Source organism: Sphingomonas sp. UBA978 (genome assembly GCF_002292295.1).
GTDB lineage: Bacteria > Pseudomonadota > Alphaproteobacteria > Sphingomonadales > Sphingomonadaceae > Sphingomonas.
The window spans coordinates 101,621-119,642 of the sequence record NZ_DBBS01000005.1 but is presented as its reverse complement, the minus strand read 5'-3'; the positions used below and the strand labels follow the sequence as shown (position 1 = coordinate 119,642).

17 protein-coding genes, 1 pseudogene and 1 other annotated feature are annotated in these 18,022 nt (G+C 69.6%); of the genes and pseudogenes, 14 read left to right on the top strand and 4 right to left on the bottom strand.

Annotated features, from left to right (window positions below; all coding sequences use genetic code 11):
* Positions 1-38 precede the first annotated feature (38 nt).
* The 6 genes from ftsZ (at position 39) to sdhA (ending at position 7,898) form a co-directional block, all read left to right on the top strand.
* The gene (gene ftsZ, locus B2515_RS02090; protein WP_293873088.1) at positions 39-1,541 is read left to right on the top strand and encodes a cell division protein FtsZ; all 1,503 of its coding nucleotides are present in this window, start codon (positions 39-41) and stop codon (positions 1,539-1,541) included.
* Positions 1,542-1,969: 428 nt separating this feature from the next.
* Positions 1,970-4,006 (top strand): tetratricopeptide repeat protein, encoded by a 2,037-nt coding sequence (locus tag B2515_RS02085; RefSeq protein ID WP_293873086.1) that lies wholly within the window; start codon positions 1,970-1,972, stop codon positions 4,004-4,006.
* Positions 4,003-5,181: a deoxyguanosinetriphosphate triphosphohydrolase gene (locus B2515_RS02080; RefSeq protein ID WP_293873084.1), complete on the top strand. Its 1,179-nt coding sequence runs from the start codon at positions 4,003-4,005 to the stop codon at positions 5,179-5,181. Before B2515_RS02085 ends, B2515_RS02080 begins: the two co-directional genes overlap by 4 nt.
* Positions 5,182-5,287: 106 nt before the next feature.
* Positions 5,288-5,716, top strand: a complete 429-nt coding sequence (sdhC, locus tag B2515_RS02075; protein ID WP_293873082.1) for a succinate dehydrogenase, cytochrome b556 subunit — start codon at positions 5,288-5,290, stop codon at positions 5,714-5,716.
* On the top strand, positions 5,716-6,099 hold the full coding sequence (gene sdhD, locus B2515_RS02070; RefSeq protein WP_293873080.1) for a succinate dehydrogenase, hydrophobic membrane anchor protein: 384 nt from the start codon (positions 5,716-5,718) through the stop codon (positions 6,097-6,099). The genes sdhC and sdhD overlap by 1 nt, the downstream gene beginning before the upstream one ends.
* Positions 6,096-7,898: a succinate dehydrogenase flavoprotein subunit gene (sdhA, locus tag B2515_RS02065; protein WP_293873078.1), complete on the top strand. Its 1,803-nt coding sequence runs from the start codon at positions 6,096-6,098 to the stop codon at positions 7,896-7,898. The genes sdhD and sdhA overlap by 4 nt, the downstream gene beginning before the upstream one ends.
* 41 nt (positions 7,899-7,939) lie before the next feature.
* On the opposite strand, the gene B2515_RS02060 is transcribed toward sdhA, so the two are convergent.
* Entirely contained in the window at positions 7,940-9,409 is a 1,470-nt protein-coding gene (locus tag B2515_RS02060) for a SulP family inorganic anion transporter (RefSeq protein WP_293873076.1), read from the bottom strand.
* Positions 9,410-9,481: 72 nt separating this feature from the next.
* Positions 9,482-9,537, bottom strand: a sequence feature (sul1 is cis-regulatory element that is thought to sense ions involved in sulfur or methionine metabolism; They are found in Alphaproteobacteria).
* Positions 9,538-9,722: 185 nt separating this feature from the next.
* Between B2515_RS02060 and B2515_RS02055 the strand changes: the two genes are divergently transcribed.
* The 8 genes and pseudogenes from B2515_RS02055 to B2515_RS02020 all read left to right on the top strand — a co-directional run bounded on the left by B2515_RS02055 (position 9,723) and on the right by B2515_RS02020 (position 15,433).
* The gene (locus B2515_RS02055) at positions 9,723-10,262 is read left to right on the top strand and encodes a glycoside hydrolase family 108 protein (RefSeq protein ID WP_293873074.1); all 540 of its coding nucleotides are present in this window, start codon (positions 9,723-9,725) and stop codon (positions 10,260-10,262) included.
* Between the two features lie 5 nt (positions 10,263-10,267).
* Positions 10,268-10,504 (top strand): annotated as a pseudogene (locus B2515_RS02050) (3TM-type holin); the annotation flags it as partial.
* A gap of 343 nt (positions 10,505-10,847) precedes the next feature.
* Positions 10,848-11,393 (top strand): ATP-dependent protease subunit HslV, encoded by a 546-nt coding sequence (gene hslV, locus B2515_RS02045; RefSeq protein WP_230781641.1) that lies wholly within the window; start codon positions 10,848-10,850, stop codon positions 11,391-11,393.
* A gap of 120 nt (positions 11,394-11,513) precedes the next feature.
* Positions 11,514-12,806 carry an ATP-dependent protease ATPase subunit HslU gene (gene hslU / locus B2515_RS02040; RefSeq protein WP_293873065.1) on the top strand — a complete coding sequence of 431 codons (1,293 nt, stop codon included), beginning with the start codon at positions 11,514-11,516 and terminating at the stop codon, positions 12,804-12,806.
* 113 nt (positions 12,807-12,919) lie between these two features.
* A complete protein-coding gene (locus B2515_RS02035) occupies positions 12,920-13,342 on the top strand; it encodes a hypothetical protein (protein ID WP_293873063.1) in 423 nt (140 codons plus the stop codon).
* A 5-nt stretch (positions 13,343-13,347) separates the two neighbouring features.
* Positions 13,348-13,614 carry an HPr-rel-A system PqqD family peptide chaperone gene (locus B2515_RS02030; protein ID WP_293873061.1) on the top strand — a complete coding sequence of 89 codons (267 nt, stop codon included), beginning with the start codon at positions 13,348-13,350 and terminating at the stop codon, positions 13,612-13,614.
* Positions 13,611-14,465, top strand: coding sequence for an HprK-related kinase A (locus B2515_RS02025; protein WP_293873059.1), 855 nt, complete (start codon positions 13,611-13,613; stop codon positions 14,463-14,465). The genes B2515_RS02030 and B2515_RS02025 overlap by 4 nt, the downstream gene beginning before the upstream one ends.
* Positions 14,450-15,433 carry a nucleotidyltransferase domain-containing protein gene (locus B2515_RS02020; protein ID WP_293873057.1) on the top strand — a complete coding sequence of 328 codons (984 nt, stop codon included), beginning with the start codon at positions 14,450-14,452 and terminating at the stop codon, positions 15,431-15,433. Before B2515_RS02025 ends, B2515_RS02020 begins: the two co-directional genes overlap by 16 nt.
* Before the next feature lie 22 nt (positions 15,434-15,455).
* On the opposite strand, the gene B2515_RS02015 is transcribed toward B2515_RS02020, so the two are convergent.
* From B2515_RS02015 to B2515_RS02005, 3 genes are all read right to left on the bottom strand, one after another.
* On the bottom strand, positions 15,456-16,475 hold the full coding sequence (locus tag B2515_RS02015) for a hypothetical protein (RefSeq protein WP_293873055.1): 1,020 nt from the start codon (positions 16,473-16,475) through the stop codon (positions 15,456-15,458).
* A gap of 70 nt (positions 16,476-16,545) precedes the next feature.
* On the bottom strand, positions 16,546-17,448 hold the full coding sequence (locus B2515_RS02010) for an SDR family NAD(P)-dependent oxidoreductase (protein WP_293873053.1): 903 nt from the start codon (positions 17,446-17,448) through the stop codon (positions 16,546-16,548).
* A 93-nt stretch (positions 17,449-17,541) separates the two neighbouring features.
* The gene (locus tag B2515_RS02005) at positions 17,542-17,973 is read right to left on the bottom strand and encodes a hypothetical protein (protein WP_293873051.1); all 432 of its coding nucleotides are present in this window, start codon (positions 17,971-17,973) and stop codon (positions 17,542-17,544) included.
* Between the last annotated feature and the right edge of the window lie 49 nt (positions 17,974-18,022).

Sequence of the window (18,022 nt, the reverse complement as noted above, 5' to 3'; positions counted from 1 at the left end):
CCGGCGCGTTCACCGGTAGGGGCGGAGAAAGTCAGGTCATGAGCATCGAATTCATCACTCCGGAGGTCGACGAGCTGACCCCGCGTATCGCCGTCATCGGTGTCGGCGGCGCCGGCGGCAATGCCATCGCCAACATGATGCGCGCCGACGTGCAGGGCGTCGACTTCCTCGTCGCCAACACGGATGCGCAGGCGCTGAAGTCGTCGATCGCGCCGCACCGCATCCAGCTGGGCGCGAAGATCACGCAGGGGCTCGGTGCGGGATCGCGCCCGGAGATCGGCCGGGCCGCAGCGGAAGAGACGATCGACGATCTCGCCAAGCGGCTCGAGGGCGCGCACATGTGCTTCATCGCCGCCGGCATGGGCGGCGGCACCGGCACCGGTGCGGCGCCGGTGATCGCCAAGGCGGCGCGCGACATGGGCATCCTGACGGTCGGTGTCGTCACCAAGCCGTTCAGCTTCGAGGGCAACCGTCGCGCCAAGAGCGCCGACGGCGGCATTGAGGAGCTGCAGAAATATGTCGATACGCTCATCGTCATCCCCAACCAGAACCTGTTCCTGATCGCGAACGCCAACACGACGTTCAAGGAAGCGTTCGAGATGGCGGACGAGGTGCTGCAGCAGGGCGTGCGCGGCATCACCGACCTGATGGTCATGCCCGGCCTCATCAACCTCGACTTCGCCGACGTCCGGTCGGTGATGCAGGAGATGGGCAAGGCGATGATGGGCACCGGCGAGGCGAGCGGCGACAATCGCGCGCTGGAAGCGGCGCAGAAGGCGATCGCCAACCCGCTGCTCGACGGCGTGTCGATGCAGGGCGCCAAGGGCGTCATCATCTCGATCACCGGCGGCGACGACATGCGCCTGCTCGAGGTCGACGAGGCCGCCAACCACATCCGCGACCTGGTCGATCCCGACGCCAACATCATCTGGGGTTCGGCGTTCAACCCCGAGCTGGAAGGCCGCATCCGCGTTTCGGTGGTCGCCACCGGCATCGATTCGGACGCCAAGCCCGGTGCCGCCGCGCCGGCCCCGGAAGCGGCCAAGTCGTTCAGCTTCGGCATGGGCCGCAAGACCGACGACAGCACCTCCTTCCGCCCGAGTGCGCCGGCCACGGACGCGGCGGCGCCCGCCCCGTCGGTGTCGTTCGCCGCGTCGCCGGCCGCAGCCCCCGCGCCGCTCGACCTCGACAAGGCGGACGCGGTGCAGGCCGATGCGCAGCCGCAGGCGACGGACGCAGCCGACGACGAACTGGTGCTCGGTGCCGAGACGATCGTGCCGCCGCCGGCGAGGACCTATGCCGACGAGCCGGCGCCGCGTGCCCCGGTCGCGGCGGCTCCGGAAGGACGCCGGCCGTGGATCGCGCCCGGCAGCGAGGCCGCAACGCCCGACGCGGCGCCGCAGCCGCGCGTGAAGCTCGGCGGCACGCTGTTCGAGCGCATGTCGAATGCGGCGCGTGGACCGGCGCGCGACGAGGCGGATGGCGACGGCAAGGAACCCATCGACATCCCGCGCTTCCTGCACCGCCAGAACAACCAGTAAGCGGCAAGCCCTCCCCGGAGCGGGGAGGGGTGGTCGTGTCGATGCTGCCATCGCGCCGCGCGGCGTTACGCCGCTTCGGCGCGGTGGCGACGATTCGTACCTGCGCGCTCCCCTTCCCGACAGGGAGGGGGCGGGGCTGGGTTGGTACATGGGGCACCGCCACATCCTCGTTGGCCCACCCACCCCCGGCCCCTCCCTGTCAGGGAGGGGAGCGACGCTGGCCGAACGGTGGCGTTCGGGTGACGGGCGCATCCATCGGTCGCCGCGGCCGGCCGTCATGGCTTTCATGCCCGCCGACGTCGCATGACGATCCAACCCGCAGCCCGAGCCACCAACGATGTTCGTCGCCGTCCAAGCCCGTTTCACCGCGCGACGCCAAATCGGACATTGCCGGTTCGGCCGGGCTGGGCTCTAGTCGCCGGTACCCCATGCGTTTCCTGACCTCCGCTTTTCTGGCGCCCGCCGCTCTTCTGGCGGCGAGTGCGCCCGCCGCCCTCCTGGCGCAGGAGGTGGTGCAGGCGCTGCCCGGCACCACCGATGCCGACCGGCTGGCCGAGCAGATGCGCGCGCTCGCGGCGAACCCGCGAGATCTCAATGCGCTGATCGCGGCGGCCGACCTGTCGCTGTCGCTCGGCGACCTCAGCGGTGCCGCCTCGCTCTACGCCCGCGCCGAAAAGGTGTCGGCGAGCGATCCGCGGATCAAGGCGGGCGAGGGAGCGATCCTCGTCCGCTCCGAACGGCCGGGCGAGGCGCTACGCTATTTCGCCCAAGCCGAGGCGGCGGGCTATGACGCGCGCGGTTTCGCGGCCGATCGCGGTCTCGCCTATGACCTGATCGGCCAGCAGGAGCGGGCGCAGCGCGACTATCGGCTGGCGCTCAAGGCGCGGCCGGACGACGAGATCGTCAAGCGCTATGCGCTGTCGCTCGGTATTTCCGGCAAGCGCGATGCGGCGCTCGAACAGCTCGATCCGCTGCTGCGGAAGTCGGATCGCAGCGCGTGGCGCATCCGCGCCTTCGTGCTGGCGATGGGCGGCGATCAGGCTGGTGCCGAGAAGATCGCGACGACGATGCTGCCGGTCGGCATGGCGCAGGGATTGCAGCCGTTCTTCCAGCGCCTGCCGGCGCTGCCCGCCGCGGATCGCGCCTTCGCGGTGCATTTCGGCGAGGTGCATGCGACGCCCGAGCGGCTCGCCGACGCGCGGCTGGCGCCGAACCTGCCGCAGCTGGCGCCCGAACAGCAGCCGGTTGCGCTGGCGGCGGTGCAGCCCGCGGCGGCGCCGGGCAAGAAGGATCGCAGGCGTCGGGGCGGCCGTGATCGCGATGCCGCGCCAGCGGTCGCACTTGCCGCGACGACGACGCAGCCGCCGCGGGCGACGCCTGCCGCGCCCTCCTATCAGGCTGCGACCGCGGCCCTCGCGCGCGTCCAGCCGCTGCCGCCATCCGCCGCGCCGGTGACGCTGGCGAGCGCGGCGTCGAACCCGTTGCCCGCCACCATCGCGCCGACACCCGCGCCCGTGTCGAACCCCGTAACCCGTCCTCCGGCACCGACGACGGCCGAGGCCGCGAACCTCGCCGTGCTGGCGAAGGCCCCGACGCCGCCACCGACGACCGCCGCCATCGTTCCGGCACAGCCGGCACCGACGCAGGTCGCCGCCGCGACGCTCGTCCAGCCCGTGCCCGCACAGCCGCGCCCGCAAGTCACGCCGACGCCGGGCTTCACGTCCTCGCCGACGCAGCCGACGGTCGCCACCGCCGCCCCGGCGCCTGCGGCGATCGCGCCGACGCCACCGGTTCAGGTCGCGGCGGTGTCGCCGGCCGCTGCGCCGCCGCCCGCGAACTTCACCGCGCCGCCGTCGCGCGCCGAAGCCGATTCGGTGCTCGCGCGGATCGTTGCGGGCCTGTCGATTCCGGCGTCGGAACTCGGCGTCGTCGAGCCGGTCCGGGCCGCGCCGGTTGCCGCCGTGCCGCCGGTCGACACCGCCGCGCGGGTTATGGCGGAGGCGAAGGCCAAGGAAGCGCGCGACGCCGCCGCCGAAAAGGCGCTGGCGATCAAGACCGCGGCGGAGAAGCGTGCGGCGGATCGCAAGGCGGTCGCGGACAAAAAGGCGCTCGCGGCGAAGAAGATTGCCGATGAGAAGAAGCTCGCCGAGGCCAAGGCGGCGGCCGAGGAGAAGAAGGCGGCGCGCGCGAATCCGGCGCGCATCTGGGTGCAGGTCGCGGGCGGTGCCTATGAAGGCGACCTGCCCAAGGCCTATGCCGCGGTGAAAGCGAAGGCGCCGGCAGTGTTCGGCAGCCGCGGCGGCTGGTCGACGCCGCTGCGTGCGACCAATCGCGTGCTGACCGGCCCGTTCAAGACCGACGCGGAGGCGCGCACCTTCGTCAACCAGCTCGCCAAGGCGGGCGTCTCGGCCTTCACCTTCAGCAGCGATGCCGGGCAGGCCGTGACGAAATTGCCCGCCAAGTGAGCGTGCGCGCGCCCTGGGCCTCGAACCCGGCGCGCAGCAAAGGTCGCCTTCACGAGGAACAGACAGGGACCGCGCCTCTCGCGGTCCGTGGCCCCCGCGACGATTTCCAGCGCGATCGCGACCGGATCATCCACTCGATCAGCTTCCGCCGGCTGCGGCACAAGACGCAGGTGTTCCTGTCGCCCGACGGCGATCATTTCCGGGTCCGCCTGACCCACAGCCTCGAGGTCGCGCAGATCGGCCGGACGATCGCGCGCGTGCTGGGGCTGAACGAGGACCTGACCGAGGCGCTGTGCCTCGCGCACGACATCGGCCATCCGCCGTTCGGCCATGCCGGCGAGGATGCGCTGAAGGCGGCGCTGGCCGATGCCGGCGGTTTCGACCACAACGGCCATACGCTGCGGGCGCTGACCCATATCGAGCGGCCTTATCCGCGCTGGGACGGGCTCAACCTGACCTGGGAGACGCTGGAGGGACTGGCCAAGCACAACGGCCCCGTCCGCCATCCCGGCTGGGCGCTGCGCGAGGCGGATGCGGCCTTTCCGCTCGACCTGACGACGCATGCCAGCCTTGAAGCGCAGGTGGCGGCGATCGCCGACGACATCGCCTATGACAATCATGACATCGACGACGGCCTGCGCGCTGGGCTGCTGACGCTCGACCAATTGCTCGCGGTGCCGATCGTCGCGCGCGGCTGGGACGCGGCCTGCGCGCGCTTTCCGGAGGTCGCGCCCAAGCGGCTGGCGAGCGAACTCGTTCGCAGCCAGATCGGCACGATGGTCAACAACCTGATCGAGGAGACGCGTCGCCGCGTCGCCGCATCGGGCGTCGGCAGCGCGGACGACGTCCGGCAGGCAGGCGAGGCGCTGTGCGGCTTCTCGCCAGCGATGCGCGAGGAGGAACGCGACCTCAAACGCTTCATGTACGCCAATCTTTATCATCACCCCCGCCAGCTCGAGGCGGCGGATGCGGCGCACGGCATCGTCAGCGGGCTGTTCGCCGCCTATCGCGCCGATCCGGCGGCGATGAGCGCGGACTGGTCGGTCGACGTGCCGACGAGCGAGCCGGAACGCAGTCGCCACATCGCCGACTTCATCGCCGGCATGACCGATCGCTACGCCATCGCCCGCTATCGCGAACTGGTCGGCGCGATCGACCTGCCCGAAGGCTTCTAGGCGAGCGATCCGTCGGCGCGTTGCTGCGGCAAGCCGAAGCGATGGGTTGCATCGCAGCACTGGCGGCCTAATAGGCAATGCATTCGATTTTGCCCGAGGACCGTTCATGGCATCCCGCACACCGGCGCGTCCGCGCAGCCCGCATCTCTTTTCGGGCTTCCTGAAGCTCCACTACAGCTGGGGGCCGCATATGCTGGTCTCCATTCTCCATCGCGCGACCGGATCCGGCATGGCGACCGTCGGCACGGTCCTGCTGGTCTGGTGGCTCGCCGCGATCGCGTCGGGCGCGGAGGCCTATGCGACGTTCCGCGGCGTGTTCACGACGGACGCCGGCAATCTCAACGTGATCGGCTGGGTCGTCGGGATCGGCATCACCTATGCCTTCTTCACGCACATGCTGAACGGCATCCGGCACCTCGTCATGGACGCGGGCGCGGCCTTCGAACTGAAGCGCAACAAGATGTTCAGCCTGATCGTGATCGCCGGCGGGTTCGTCCTGACCGCGGCCTTCTGGTTCTACCTGGGGATGAAGTAATGGGTTCGGGCACCAGCATCGGCCGCGTCCGCGGCCTCGGCAGCGCCAAGGAAGGCGCGCATCACTGGTGGCGCCAGCGCGTCACCGCAGGGTCCAACCTGTTCCTGACGCTCTGGTTCGTCTTCGCCCTGCTGCGCATGCCGGGCTATGACTATGCCAGCGTCCACAGCTGGTTGCAGAACAGCTGGGCGGCAGTGCCGATGCTGCTGCTGATCGTGTCGGTCTTCTACCACTTCCGCCTCGGACTGCAGGTGGTGATCGAGGATTACCAGCACGGCGAGAAGCGCGTCGCCTACATGCTGCTGCTCAACTTCTTCACCGTCGCGACCGCCGCGACCGCCATTTTTGCGATCCTCAAGGTCGCCTTCGGAGCCGCCGCATGAGCGCCGCCTACAAGATCATCGACCATACCTATGACGCCGTTGTCGTCGGCGCGGGCGGCTCTGGGCTGCGCGCCGTCATGGAATGCGCGCAGAACGGCCTGAAGACCGCCTGCATCACCAAGGTGTTCCCGACCCGCAGCCACACCGTCGCGGCGCAGGGCGGCATCGCCGCCAGCCTCGGCAACATGGGGCCGGATCACTGGACGTGGCACATGTTCGACACCGTCAAGGGGTCGGACTGGCTCGGCGACCAGGACGCGATCGAATATATGGTCCGCGAGGCGCCCGCCGCGGTGTACGAGCTGGAGCATGCCGGCATGCCGTTCAGCCGCACGGAAGAGGGCCGCATCTACCAGCGCCCGTTCGGCGGCATGATGCAGAACATGGGCGAAGGTCCCCCCGCGCAGCGCACCTGCGCCGCCGCCGATCGCACCGGCCATGCGATGCTGCACACCCTGTACCAGCAGTCGCTGCGCTACGATGCCGACTTCTACGTCGAATATTTCGCGCTCGATCTCATCATGGAGAACGGCCAGTGCCGCGGCGTCGTCGCGCTGTGCATGGAGGACGGCTCGATCCACCGCTTCCGCGCGCACAACACCGTGCTCGCGACCGGCGGCTACGGGCGCTGCTATTTCTCGGCGACCTCGGCGCATACCTGCACGGGTGACGGCGGCGGCATGGTGCTGCGCGCCGGCCTGCCGCTCCAGGACATGGAGTTCGTCCAGTTCCACCCGACCGGCATCTACGGCGCGGGCGTGCTCATCACCGAAGGCGCGCGCGGCGAAGGCGGTTACCTGACCAACTCTGAGGGCGAGCGCTTCATGGAGCGCTATGCCCCGTCGGCGAAGGACCTCGCCTCGCGCGACGTCGTCAGCCGTTCGATGGCGATGGAGATGCGCGAAGGCCGCGGCGTCGGCAAGAACGGCGACCATATCTTCCTGCACCTCGACCATATCGATCCCAAGGTGCTGCACGAGCGGCTGCCGGGCATCACCGAGACGGGCAAGATCTTCGCGGGCGTCGACCTGACGCGCCAGCCGCTCCCCGTCACGCCGACGGTGCATTACAACATGGGCGGCATCCCGACCAACTTCCACGGCGAGGTCGTCAACCTCGTCGATGGCAACCCCGACACGGTCGTCCCCGGCCTGTTCGCGGTGGGCGAGGCGGCGTGCGTCTCCGTCCATGGCGCCAACCGCCTTGGCTCGAACTCGCTGATCGATCTCGTCGTGTTCGGCCGCGCGACCGGCAAGCGGATCGCCGACATCTGCAAGCCGAACGGCACGCACAACCCGCTGCCCAAGGGTTCGGAGGAGCTGTCGCTGACCCGTCTCGACAAGTTCCGCAACGCCGCCGGCAGCATTCCGACCGCAGAAATCCGCGGCGAGATGCAGCGCACGATGCAGAAGCATTGCGCGGTGTTCCGCGACAATGCGCTGCTGACCGAGGGCCGGTCGCTGATGAAGGGCATCTATCGCAAGATGGAGGACGTGCAGGTCAACGACCGCAGCCTGATCTGGAACACCGACCTGATCGAGACGCTGGAGCTCGACAATCTGGTCGCGCAGGCGGTGGTGACGATCGATTCGGCGGCGAACCGCAAGGAATCGCGCGGCGCGCATGTGAACGAGGATCATCCCGATCGCGACGACGCGAACTGGATGAAGCACACCATCACGACCTTCACCGGCTGGGGCGGCGTCGGCGGTGCGACGGCGATCGATTACCGTCCGGTGCACGACTATACGCTGACCGACGACGTCGAGTACATCAAGCCGAAGAAGCGGGTGTATTGATCCTGCGATAGCCCCTCCCCGACGGGAGGGGCCTCTTTGGGTCAGCCCATCACCAGCGGCGCGTGACGGTCGACCAGCACGCTGCTCGCCGTATTCAGGCCGACGACCTCGACTGCGATGCCATGCGCGCGCAATTTGGAGACGACCTCCTCCAGCGCGCCGACTGCGGTAATGTCCCACAGATGCGCCTGCGTCAGGTCGATCCGCACGCGCCCGGCGGTGTCGCGCAGGTCGAAACGGTCGGCGAAGATCTCCGCGCTTGCGAAGAACACCTGACCCGACACGTCATAGGTGCGCGTGTCGCTCGCGGCGTCATAGCCGGTTTCGACCCGCATCAGGCGCGTCACCTTGAACGCGAAGAACACGCCGCTCATCAGTACGCCGACCGCGACGCCCATCGACAGATCGTGCGTCGCCACCGTCACCGCGACGGTCGCGAGCATCACCGCGCCGGACACCTTGGGATGCCGGGCAAGGTCGCGCAGCGAGCCCCATGAGAAGGTGCTCGCCGACACCATAATCATGATCGCGACCAGCGCCGCGACCGGCACCTGCGCCACCCATGGTCGCAGCGGCACCATCACGACGAGCAGGAAGACGCCCGCGACCAAGGTCGACAGCCGCCCGCGTCCGCCATAGCGGACGTTGCCGACGGTCTGGCCGATCATTCCGCACCCCGCGATGCCGCCGAACAGGCCGGCTGCGACATTGGCGAGGCCGAGGCCGGTGCATTCCTGCGCCTTGTCGCTGTTGCTCTCGGTCAGGTCGTCGACGACCCGCGCGGTCATCAGGGATTCCAGCAGACCTACCGCGGCCATCGCCAGCGCATAGGGCGCGATGATCCCCAGCGTCCGCCATTCGAGCGGCAGCGCGGGGAGGGCGAAATGCGGCAGCGACGCCGGCAACCGCCCGAGGTCGGCGACGGTGTGCAGCGGCATCGGAAAGGCGATGCCGATCGCGGTCAGAACGACGATGCAGATCAGCGGCGACGGGATCGCATCGCTGACGCGGGGCAGCAGATAGATGATCGCGAGGCCCAGCGCGATCATCGCATAGGTGTGCCAGCTGACGTCCACCATTTGCGGCACCTGCGCGGAGAAGATCAGGATCGCCAGCGCGTTGACGAAGCCGGTACGCACCGATCGCGACACGAAGCGCATCAGCACGTCGAGCTTGAACAACCCGAAGGCGATCTGGAACACGCCCGCGAGGATCGTCGCGCCGAGCAGATAGGACAGGCCGTGGCTGTGGACGAGCGCGGCGGCGACCAGCGCGACCGACCCCGCCGCGCCGGAGATCATCGCCGGTCGCCCGCCGAAGATCGCGATGACGATGCCGATGACGAACGAGGCGAACAGGCCGACCTCGGGATCGATGCCGGCGACGAAGGAGAAGGCAATGACTTCTGGTATGAGCGCGAAGGTGCCGACCATGCCGGCGAGGACGTCGCGGCGGGCATTGGCGGCGCCGCTGTACCATTCGGCACGGTAGCGGGAGAAATATGGGGTCATGAACAGGTCCGCATGGACCGCGCGGACGGGCATCGCAGCGGCGGCGATGGGAGGATGTCGGGCGCGGTATCATGTTGTCCGGCGGATCGGCGGCCGGAATAGCCACCCGGAATTGCACCGGGTCCTTGCGAATGACCGCGGGTTACCCCGCTTCGTGCTGCGGCGCAACAGGCGGACCGGGTGATGGAGCGGCGTCGCCGGGCGCCCCGGCCAAGCGCCTGACGAAGCGGCATTCCCGGCCGCCGTTCAGAATCCGCTGTCCTACTCGCGTGAGGCATGATCCCTCGCGCGGGTACGACAGGGGGAAGGGACGATGAATCCGGCTGTATTGATCGAGAAGCTGATCGCGCGGGAGGGCGGTTATGTCGACCATCCCGCGGATCGCGGCGGGGCGACGCGCTGGGGGATCACGATCGCGGTGGCGCGCGCCAACGGCTATCACGGGCCGATCCGGGATATGCCGCGCGCGGTGGCGGCGGCGATCTACGAGCGCGTCTACTGGCGCGCGCCGGGGTTCGATCGCATCGCGTCCCGTGCGCCCCTGCTCGCGGCGGAGCTGTTCGACACCGGCGTCAACATGGGGACCGCGACCGCGATCGGGTTCCTTCAGCGCGCGCTCAACGCGCTCAACCGCGGGGCGAGCGATTATGCCGATCTGGCGCTCGACCGGGCGATCGGCGCGCGGACGCTGGCGGCGCTCGACGCGTTCCTCGCGCGGCGCGGGGCGGCGGGGGAGCGCGTGCTGGTGCGTGCGGTCGATGCCTTGCAGGGGGAGCATTATGTCGCGCTCGCCGAGCGGCGGCCAGCGAACGAGGCGTTCCTGTACGGGTGGCTGGCGGAGCGGCTGTCGTGACGCCCGATCCTTGGGTGCGGCGGGCACGGCCGACGTTCCTCTACGTGATGTACGCGTTGCTGCTGTGGGCGATCCCGATGAGCGTGATCGGCGCGGTCAGCCCCGCGACCGCGGCGGCGATGGCACGGGGGATGGGGGCGTATCTGGCGGCGATCCCGGAGCCTTTGTACGCTTTGTTCGGGACGGGCTATCTCGGCTATACCGCGGCGCGGGCGTGGGGGAAGGTCCGGGGGGTGGAATAGGGTTTCGGTCTCGCGAAGCCGCCAGGAAGGTTTGGTTCACGCGGAGACGCGGAGACGCGGAGAAGGTTTTTTGCGCGCAGAGGCGCAGAGGCGCAGAGGACGCAGAGGGGAATGTCAGCGCCGCAGGCCGATCTACCCTTCACCCCGAACGATCGGGCAAGAGCGATGAGGGGGCTGCGCCGCTGGTTCCTTCTCTGCGTCCTCAGCGCCTCTGCGCGCCAGACCCTTCTCCGCGTCTCCGCGTGAATCAAATCGACCTGGCGATCTAACCGCAGCGCACCCTTTGCACCCCGCCACCCGCCACCCTACATCGCGCGGCATGAGCGGGAACGATCCACATTCCATGCCGGTCTGGCATGGCACCACCATTCTGTCGGTCAGGCGCAACGGCAAGGTCGTCGTCATCGGCGACGGCCAGGTTTCGATGGGCCAGACCGTGATGAAGCCCAATGCCAAGAAGGTCCGCCGCCTCGGCGCGGACGGGCAGGTCATCGGCGGCTTCGCCGGCGCGACCGCGGATGCCTTCACGCTGTTCGAGCGGCTCGAGGCGAAGCTGGAGCGGCATCAGGGCAAGCTGATGCGCGCCGCGGTCGAGCTGGCCAAGGACTGGCGCACCGACAAATTCCTCCGCAATCTGGAGGCGATGATGATCGTCGCCGACAAGGACGTGACATTGATCCTCACCGGCAACGGCGACGTGCTGGAGCCGGAGAATGGCGTCGCCGCGATCGGATCGGGCGGCAATTACGCGCTCGCCGCGGCGCGGGCGCTGGTCGATTACGAGGCGGATGCCGAGACGGTGTGCCGCAAGGCGATGGCGATCGCCGCCGAGGTCTGCGTCTATACCAACGACCGGACCACCATCGAATTGATGGACAGCGATACGTAACGCCGGAAATCCCCTCTCCTTCAGGGGAGGGGTTGGGGTGGGGCCTGTCCACAACGGCTACCGCCCGAGACGTCTCCACCCCCTACCCCTCCTCTGAAGCGGAGGGGCAAGAAGAAACCCATGAACCAGAACCTGACCCCCAAGGCGATCGTCGCCGCGCTCGACGCCCATATCATCGGCCAGTCCGACGCCAAGCGCGCGGTCGCGGTGGCGATGCGCAACCGCTGGCGCCGCCAGCAATTGTCCGCCGACCTGCGCGACGAGGTGACGCCCAAGAACATCCTGATGATCGGGCCCACCGGCTGCGGCAAGACCGAGATCAGCCGTCGCCTCGCCAAGCTGGCCGATGCGCCGTTCGTCAAGGTCGAGGCGACCAAGTTCACCGAGGTCGGCTATGTCGGCCGCGACGTCGAACAGATCGCGCGCGACCTGGTCGAGGAAGCGATCCGGCTGGAGAAGGAACGGCGCCGCGTCGCGGTGAAGGACAAGGCGGAGGAGGCGGCGATGAAGCGCCTGCTCGACGCGCTGGTCGGCAAGGACAGCAGCCAGGCGACGCGCGAGAGCTTCAAGCAGCGCTTCGCCGACGGCCACCTCGATGCGACCGAGATCGAGATCGAGCTGGAACAGGCGCCCGCGACGCCGTTCGAGGTGCCGGGCGCAGGCGCACAGATGATAAACCTCGGCGAGATGATGAAATCGTTCGGCGGCGGTCAGCAGCTGAAGCGCCGCAAGATCGGCGTGCGCGCGGCGTGGGACAAGCTGGTCGAGGAGGAAGCGGACAAGCGGCTCGACCAGGACGAGGTCAGCCGCACCGCGCTGGCGGATGCGGAGGCCAACGGCATCGTCTTCCTCGACGAGATCGACAAGATCGCGGTCAGCGACGTGCGCGGTGGATCGGTCAGCCGCGAAGGCGTGCAGCGCGACCTGTTGCCGCTGATCGAGGGCACCACGGTCGCGACCAAATACGGCCCGATGAAGACGGACCATATCCTGTTCATCGCCAGCGGCGCGTTCCACGTCGCCAAGCCGTCCGACCTCCTGCCCGAATTGCAGGGCCGCCTGCCGATCCGCGTCGAGCTGAAGGGCCTGACCGAGGCGGATTTCATCGCGATCCTGTCGGACACCAAGGCGTCGCTGCCGCTGCAGTACAAGGCGCTGCTGGCGACCGAAGGCGCGGAGGTGAGCTTCACCGAAGACGGCATCGCCGCGATCGCGCGCATCGCCGCCGAGGTGAACGGGCAGGTCGAGAATATCGGCGCACGCCGGTTGCAGACGGTGATGGAGAAGCTGCTCGAGGAGGTGAGCTTCGACGCGGAGGATCGCACCGAAAGCGTGGTCGTGGACGCCGCCTATGTCGACCGCCAGCTCGCCGGAATCGCCCGCAACACCGACCTCAGCCGCTTCGTGCTGTAATCCCAGGCCGATAGCGAGACGGCGGGCGCCCCCGTCGTCTCGCGATGGCACGTGTTGCGGCGCTTGCCAGTGGTTGGCGAATGTGAAACTCAGCGTCGTCTAGCAGGGGTGCCATGAACGACGCGACGCCGACCGACGGCCAGGACGAAGCGCAAGCCGGGGACGATTCTGTCTCGACCCGGCGACGCGTGCTGATGCTCGGCGCGGTGACGGCGGGTGCGGTCGTGTCGATCCGCCCGGCGCTGGCGCAGACCGCCGGTTCGGTGATGAACTGCCAGATCCCGGTGCCCGACCTGGGGCGGGCAGGGCGCTTCATCGATCCCGCCGGCAACGTCGTCGCGCCCGGCACCAAAGGCGCGTTCCCGCCCGCCGCGCGGCCGTTCAAGGGCGAGGAGGTCAAGCGTGCGCTCGCCGGCGGCCAGCTGCCCGGCACGACCTATGACAGCAACCGCGCCTATGTCAGCTATATCCGCCGGTTGCAGCGCGGGCAGGGCGGCTTCACCTGCTTCGCCTCGTTGCAGATGCCCCGCGCCTGACGGCCGTGCGCTATCGCGCCCCGCCCGCCGAGGCGCTGCTGACCGCCGGGCTCGACGCCTTCACCGCCGTGTTCCATCGTCCGTCGGGCATCACGCATCTGCTCGCCAGCCCCGCGCCCGAGATACTGACGGTGCTGGCCGACGAACCGCTCGACCTCGACGCACTGCTCGCGCGGCTCGCCGACCGGTTCGATCTGGCCGATGCCGACCGCGCCGCGCTTGCCGCCCGGCTCGACGAACTGATGGTCGCCGGGCTGGTCGAGGCGGCATGAGGCACGTCTTTTCGGTGCGGATCGGGCCGATCGGCTTTCGCGTCGGCAGCGACTGGCGCGAGCCGATCGACCAGCTGCGCGAATTGTACCGTTATTATCCCTCGCCCAACCTGCCCGACTTCACCGTCCGGCTGGAGGCGACGCGGCCGTGGCGGCGTCTGGTGCGCCCGTCGATCCGCATCGCCGGCGACTATACGCTGCCCGAGGCGGCGCCGCTGCCGCTGGCGCAGGGGCTGCTCGCCGCGGAAATGGCGATGAACCTGCAACTGGCGCTCGGCGGCCGGCGCCACCTGCTGCTCCACGCCTCCTGCGTCGAGCGCGACGGGCGTGCGCTGCTGATGACCGGCGAATCGGGCGCGGGCAAATCGACGCTGGCGACATTGCTCGCGGCGAAGGGCTGGCGGTTCATGGGCGACGAATTCGCGCTGATCGATCCGGAGACCGGACTCGTCCACGCCTTTCCCCGGCTCATCAGCCTCAAGAATGCGGGGATCGCCGCGGCAATGGCGGCGCAGCCCGACGCGCGGTTCGGGCCGCTGCTGGCGGGGACGCCGAAGGGCGACATCCGCCACATGGTGCCGGACGGGCTGGCGGTGGGGGCGATGGACGAACCGGCGCGGCCGGTGCTGCTGCTCTTCCCCCGCTACGGCCATGCGGCCGAGACGCTGCCGGTGCGCGGCAGCGAGGCGTTCGTCCGGCTGACGCAGGCGTCGACCAATTACGTCGCCATGGGCGAGGCGGGGTTCGCGACGCTGACGCGGCTGGTGCGGACGGTGCCGGCGCAGGCGATCGACTATCCCGACGGCGCGGCGGCGGTGGCGCAGGTGGAGGCGTTGTGGCGGACGCTCTGACCCTCGCCCGCGCGCTCGCCGATCCGCAGTCGCTGACGCTCGACACCGACTGGATCGGGCTCATCACCACCGCGCGTGCCGAGCAATTGCTGGGGACGCTGGCCTATCGGCTCGACGGATTGCCGCTGCCCGAGGATGTCGCGCTGCTGCTGGCGGATGCGCGCACCGCCGCCGAGAACGGCCGCCGTGCCGCCTTGTGGGAGGCGGAGATGGCGCGGCGGGCGCTGGCGCCGCTGGGATGCGCGGTGGTGTTGCTGAAGGGCACCGCCTTCGTCGCGGGCGGACTGTCGGCGGGGCGGGGTCGGTCGATCGGCGACCTCGACATTCTGGTGCCGCGGGATGCGCTGGACGCGGTCGAGGCGGCACTGCTTGCGGCGGGGTGGGAATGGGTCAAGCCCGATCCCTATGACGACGCCTATTACCGTCGCTGGATGCACGAGCTGCCGCCGCTGATCCATCGCGAGCGCGACCGGATGATCGACGTCCACCATACGATCCTGCCGCTGACCGCGCGGATTCGGCCGGACGCTCCGGCGCTGCTGGTCGATGCGCAACCGCTCGGCAACGGTCTGTCGCTGCTGTCGCCCGACGACATGGCGGTGCATGCGGCGGCGCATCTGTTCGCGGACGGCGATCTGGCGGGGGGCCTGCGCAACCTGTGGGACATCCACTGCCTGATCGGGGAGCATGGCGACGACGGGCTGGCGGCGCGGGCGCGGCATCACGGACTGGCGCGCGAGATGGCGCGGGCGCTGCGGCTGAGCCGGCGGTTGTTCGGGACGCCGCCGCCGGTCGAGGCGCCGGGCTGGAGCGACCGGCTGTATCTGCGCCGCCTGCTCGCCCGCGACGATTGGGGCCGACCAATCCGCCCGCTGACGCGGCTGGTCTTCTATATCCGTTCGCACTGGCTGCGCATGCCGCCGGCGATGCTGGCGCGGCATCTGTGGACGAAATGGCGGCGGGGCTAGGCCCGCCGCCGGTCGGTCAGGTCTATGCCACCGCGGGCAGGCGGTGGCGCAGCGACTGCGACAGCGCGGTGACTACGGCGCGGCGCATCGGCTGCCAGAAGGCGGAGAGGCTGAGGAGTGCCGATCCGATGACGAAGGCGGTCAGTGCCGCGCCCAGCTCGATCGCGCCGGCGCTGCGGAACAGCGCGTAGAGCGCGGCCAGCACATAGGCGAGGCCGCTGACCAGCAGCGCCCGCCGGTCGACCGCCAGCGCGATCGCAGCGAAGCCGACGTAGAGCGCCAGCACCACCAGCGCCATGCCCGCGCCGATCTCGCCGCGGAACACCCCGAGCATCTGGAAGATCGAATGCGCGATCATCGGTGCGGCGGCGAGGTGCAGCCAGAAGGCGACGTCGGAGCGGCGGGTGCGGCGCTGCGTGTCGCTCATGTCCCAGCGCATTGCGGTGGCGAAGACGGCGAGGCCACCGACCAGCAGCAGCGGCCACACCGCCTGCTCGATCGTCGGCACAGCGGCGAGGGCGAGACCGATCGCGGTTCCGACCAGCGCCGCGGCCCCCGCGGCGACGGTGATCGGCACCATGAACCGCCGCCAGTGCAGCCATGCCGCCCCCGCCGCGGCAAGGGCGACGCCCGCCGCTGCCAGCGCACCGGCGCGTCCGTCGATATGCGGCGCGACCGTCTCGACGAGGCCGAACAGCGCGCCCGCGACGCCGCCGACGAAGGCGATCAGCAGCAGGATGCTCGGCAAGGCCATGCGGCGGCGCGTGGTGAAATATTCGGCGAGGCCCCAGGATGCGGCGGCGACCAGCGTGCCGCCTGCGGCTGGCGTGATCGCCATGCCGATCTGGCCGACCGCGACGAGCAGCAGCACCAGCGCGATGGCGACGAAGATGTCGTTGAACCCGGTGAGCAGCCGGAAATGCTCCTCGTCCACCGCCGGCGCGGCGTGGCTGGTGGCGACGTGGGCGCGCAGCGCCGCGGCGGCGGCGGGGGAGATCGCCCCCGCCGTCACCGCGCCATCGATGTCGCTTTCGCTGTACATGGTGATCCTCCCTGTTGACGCCGGGAGGGTATCAGGGGTGTATTGTTTAATCAATACACCCCGTGCGACCTCAACCGCCCTGCAGCAGCTTGCCGACCGTCATCGCCTGTTCCGCGCCCGTCTTCGGCACGATCTCGCCGGTCCGGTCGGTGATCGCGTCCCAATGCGCCGCGACGCCTTCGGGGGACAGGTCGTCGCCGGTCAGCAGCGTGCCGCGGGTGAGCGTGACGTAGGAGGCCTGGAACGCGCCCGCGCCGGCGCCGAGGATGACGTTGGTCGGCGCGTCCTCGCTGACGAGGTAGAGCGCGCCGGGGGCGACCTTTTCGGGGGCGAAGGCCTCGAATGCGGCGGCGGGGAACAGGTCCTCGGTCATGCGCGTGCCGGCGGTGGGGGCGATCGTGTTGACCCGGATGTCGTTCTTCGCGCCCTCGATCGCCAGCGTCTTGGTGAGGCCGGCGAGGCCCATCTTCGCCGCGCCGTAATTCGCCTGGCCGAAATTGCCGAACAGGCCGGTGGACGAGGCGGTCATCAGCACGCGGCCGTAATTCTGTTCGCGGAACGTCTCCCAGCACGCCTTGGTCGCCATGGCGGAGCCGAGCAGGTGGACGCGGACGACGAATTCGAAATCCGCCGGGTCCATCTTGGCGAAGGTCTTGTCGCGGAGGACGCCGGCGTTGTTGATGAGGATGTGCACGCCGCCCCAGGCCTGTTTCGCCGCGGCGACCATGTCGACCATCTGGTCGAAGTCGGCGACGTTGCCGCCGTTCGACATCGCCTCGCCGCCCGCCGCGCGGATCTCCTCGACCACCGCCAGTGCGGCGTCGGAATGGCCGGTGCCGTCGCGCGCGCCGCCCAGATCGTTGACCACCACCCGCGCGCCGCGACGGGCGAGTTCGAGTGCGTACTGGCGACCGAGACCGCCGCCGGCACCGGTGACGATCGCGACCTTGCCGTCGAAGCGAATGGGGGACATGAAAAAGGCGCTCCTCTCTATCGTTGGAGCGCCTTTCCCTAAACGGTAAGTGGCATCTGGCAACCGGTCATGCCGGTCGCCGATGCGCGGGGCTTACTTGCCGCCGCGCTGGATGCACTGGTCGTATTGGCCCTTCTTGCAGACCGGATATTTGGCCAGCGGTGCCGGGGCCGGATAGGCCTGATCCGGGGTCGGCGCCGGACGGAAGACCGGGGGCAGCGTCGCGCCGGGGGTGCCGCCGCTCAGCGCCGAACCCGTCGGGGCATAGCCGCCGGCAGGCGTTCCCGAACCGGTCGCCATCGGCGCGGGCGCGGACGCCTGCGGTGCCGGTGCGCTGGCGGCGTCGGCGGGGGGAGGACCCGCTGCCGGATCGGCCGGCGCTGCGGCGGGATCGGCCGGTGCGGGCGTCATGGTCTGATCGGGCGTGCCGGCCGGCGCGGTCTGCGCGTCGGCCGGCGCCGGGGTCGTCTGCGCCATGACGGGGGCGGCGATCAGGGCCGTGGCGGCCAGCAAGATGAGCTTCATCGCGGAGTCTCCTTTGGAATCTCATGCACTGAAATACGTCAGCGCCCCA

Excerpts from the sequence above, each read along its gene's own strand:
- ftsZ (WP_293873088.1), top strand. The coding sequence starts at position 39 with ATGAGCATCGAATTCATCACTCCGGAGGTCGACGAGCTGACCCCGCGT.
- hslV (WP_230781641.1), top strand. The coding sequence starts at position 10,848 with ATGCCGGTCTGGCATGGCACCACCATTCTGTCGGTCAGGCGCAACGGC.
- sdhC (WP_293873082.1), top strand. The coding sequence starts at position 5,288 with ATGGCATCCCGCACACCGGCGCGTCCGCGCAGCCCGCATCTCTTTTCG.
- B2515_RS02060 (WP_293873076.1), bottom strand. The coding sequence starts at position 9,409 with ATGACCCCATATTTCTCCCGCTACCGTGCCGAATGGTACAGCGGCGCC.
- B2515_RS02055 (WP_293873074.1), top strand. The coding sequence starts at position 9,723 with ATGAATCCGGCTGTATTGATCGAGAAGCTGATCGCGCGGGAGGGCGGT.
- sdhA (WP_293873078.1), top strand. The coding sequence starts at position 6,096 with ATGAGCGCCGCCTACAAGATCATCGACCATACCTATGACGCCGTTGTC.
- B2515_RS02005 (WP_293873051.1), bottom strand. The coding sequence starts at position 17,973 with ATGAAGCTCATCTTGCTGGCCGCCACGGCCCTGATCGCCGCCCCCGTC.
- B2515_RS02085 (WP_293873086.1), top strand. The coding sequence starts at position 1,970 with ATGCGTTTCCTGACCTCCGCTTTTCTGGCGCCCGCCGCTCTTCTGGCG.
- B2515_RS02015 (WP_293873055.1), bottom strand. The coding sequence starts at position 16,475 with ATGTACAGCGAAAGCGACATCGATGGCGCGGTGACGGCGGGGGCGATC.
- sdhD (WP_293873080.1), top strand. The coding sequence starts at position 5,716 with ATGGGTTCGGGCACCAGCATCGGCCGCGTCCGCGGCCTCGGCAGCGCC.
- hslU (WP_293873065.1), top strand. The coding sequence starts at position 11,514 with ATGAACCAGAACCTGACCCCCAAGGCGATCGTCGCCGCGCTCGACGCC.
- B2515_RS02025 (WP_293873059.1), top strand. The coding sequence starts at position 13,611 with ATGAGGCACGTCTTTTCGGTGCGGATCGGGCCGATCGGCTTTCGCGTC.
- B2515_RS02010 (WP_293873053.1), bottom strand. The coding sequence starts at position 17,448 with ATGTCCCCCATTCGCTTCGACGGCAAGGTCGCGATCGTCACCGGTGCC.
- B2515_RS02035 (WP_293873063.1), top strand. The coding sequence starts at position 12,920 with ATGAACGACGCGACGCCGACCGACGGCCAGGACGAAGCGCAAGCCGGG.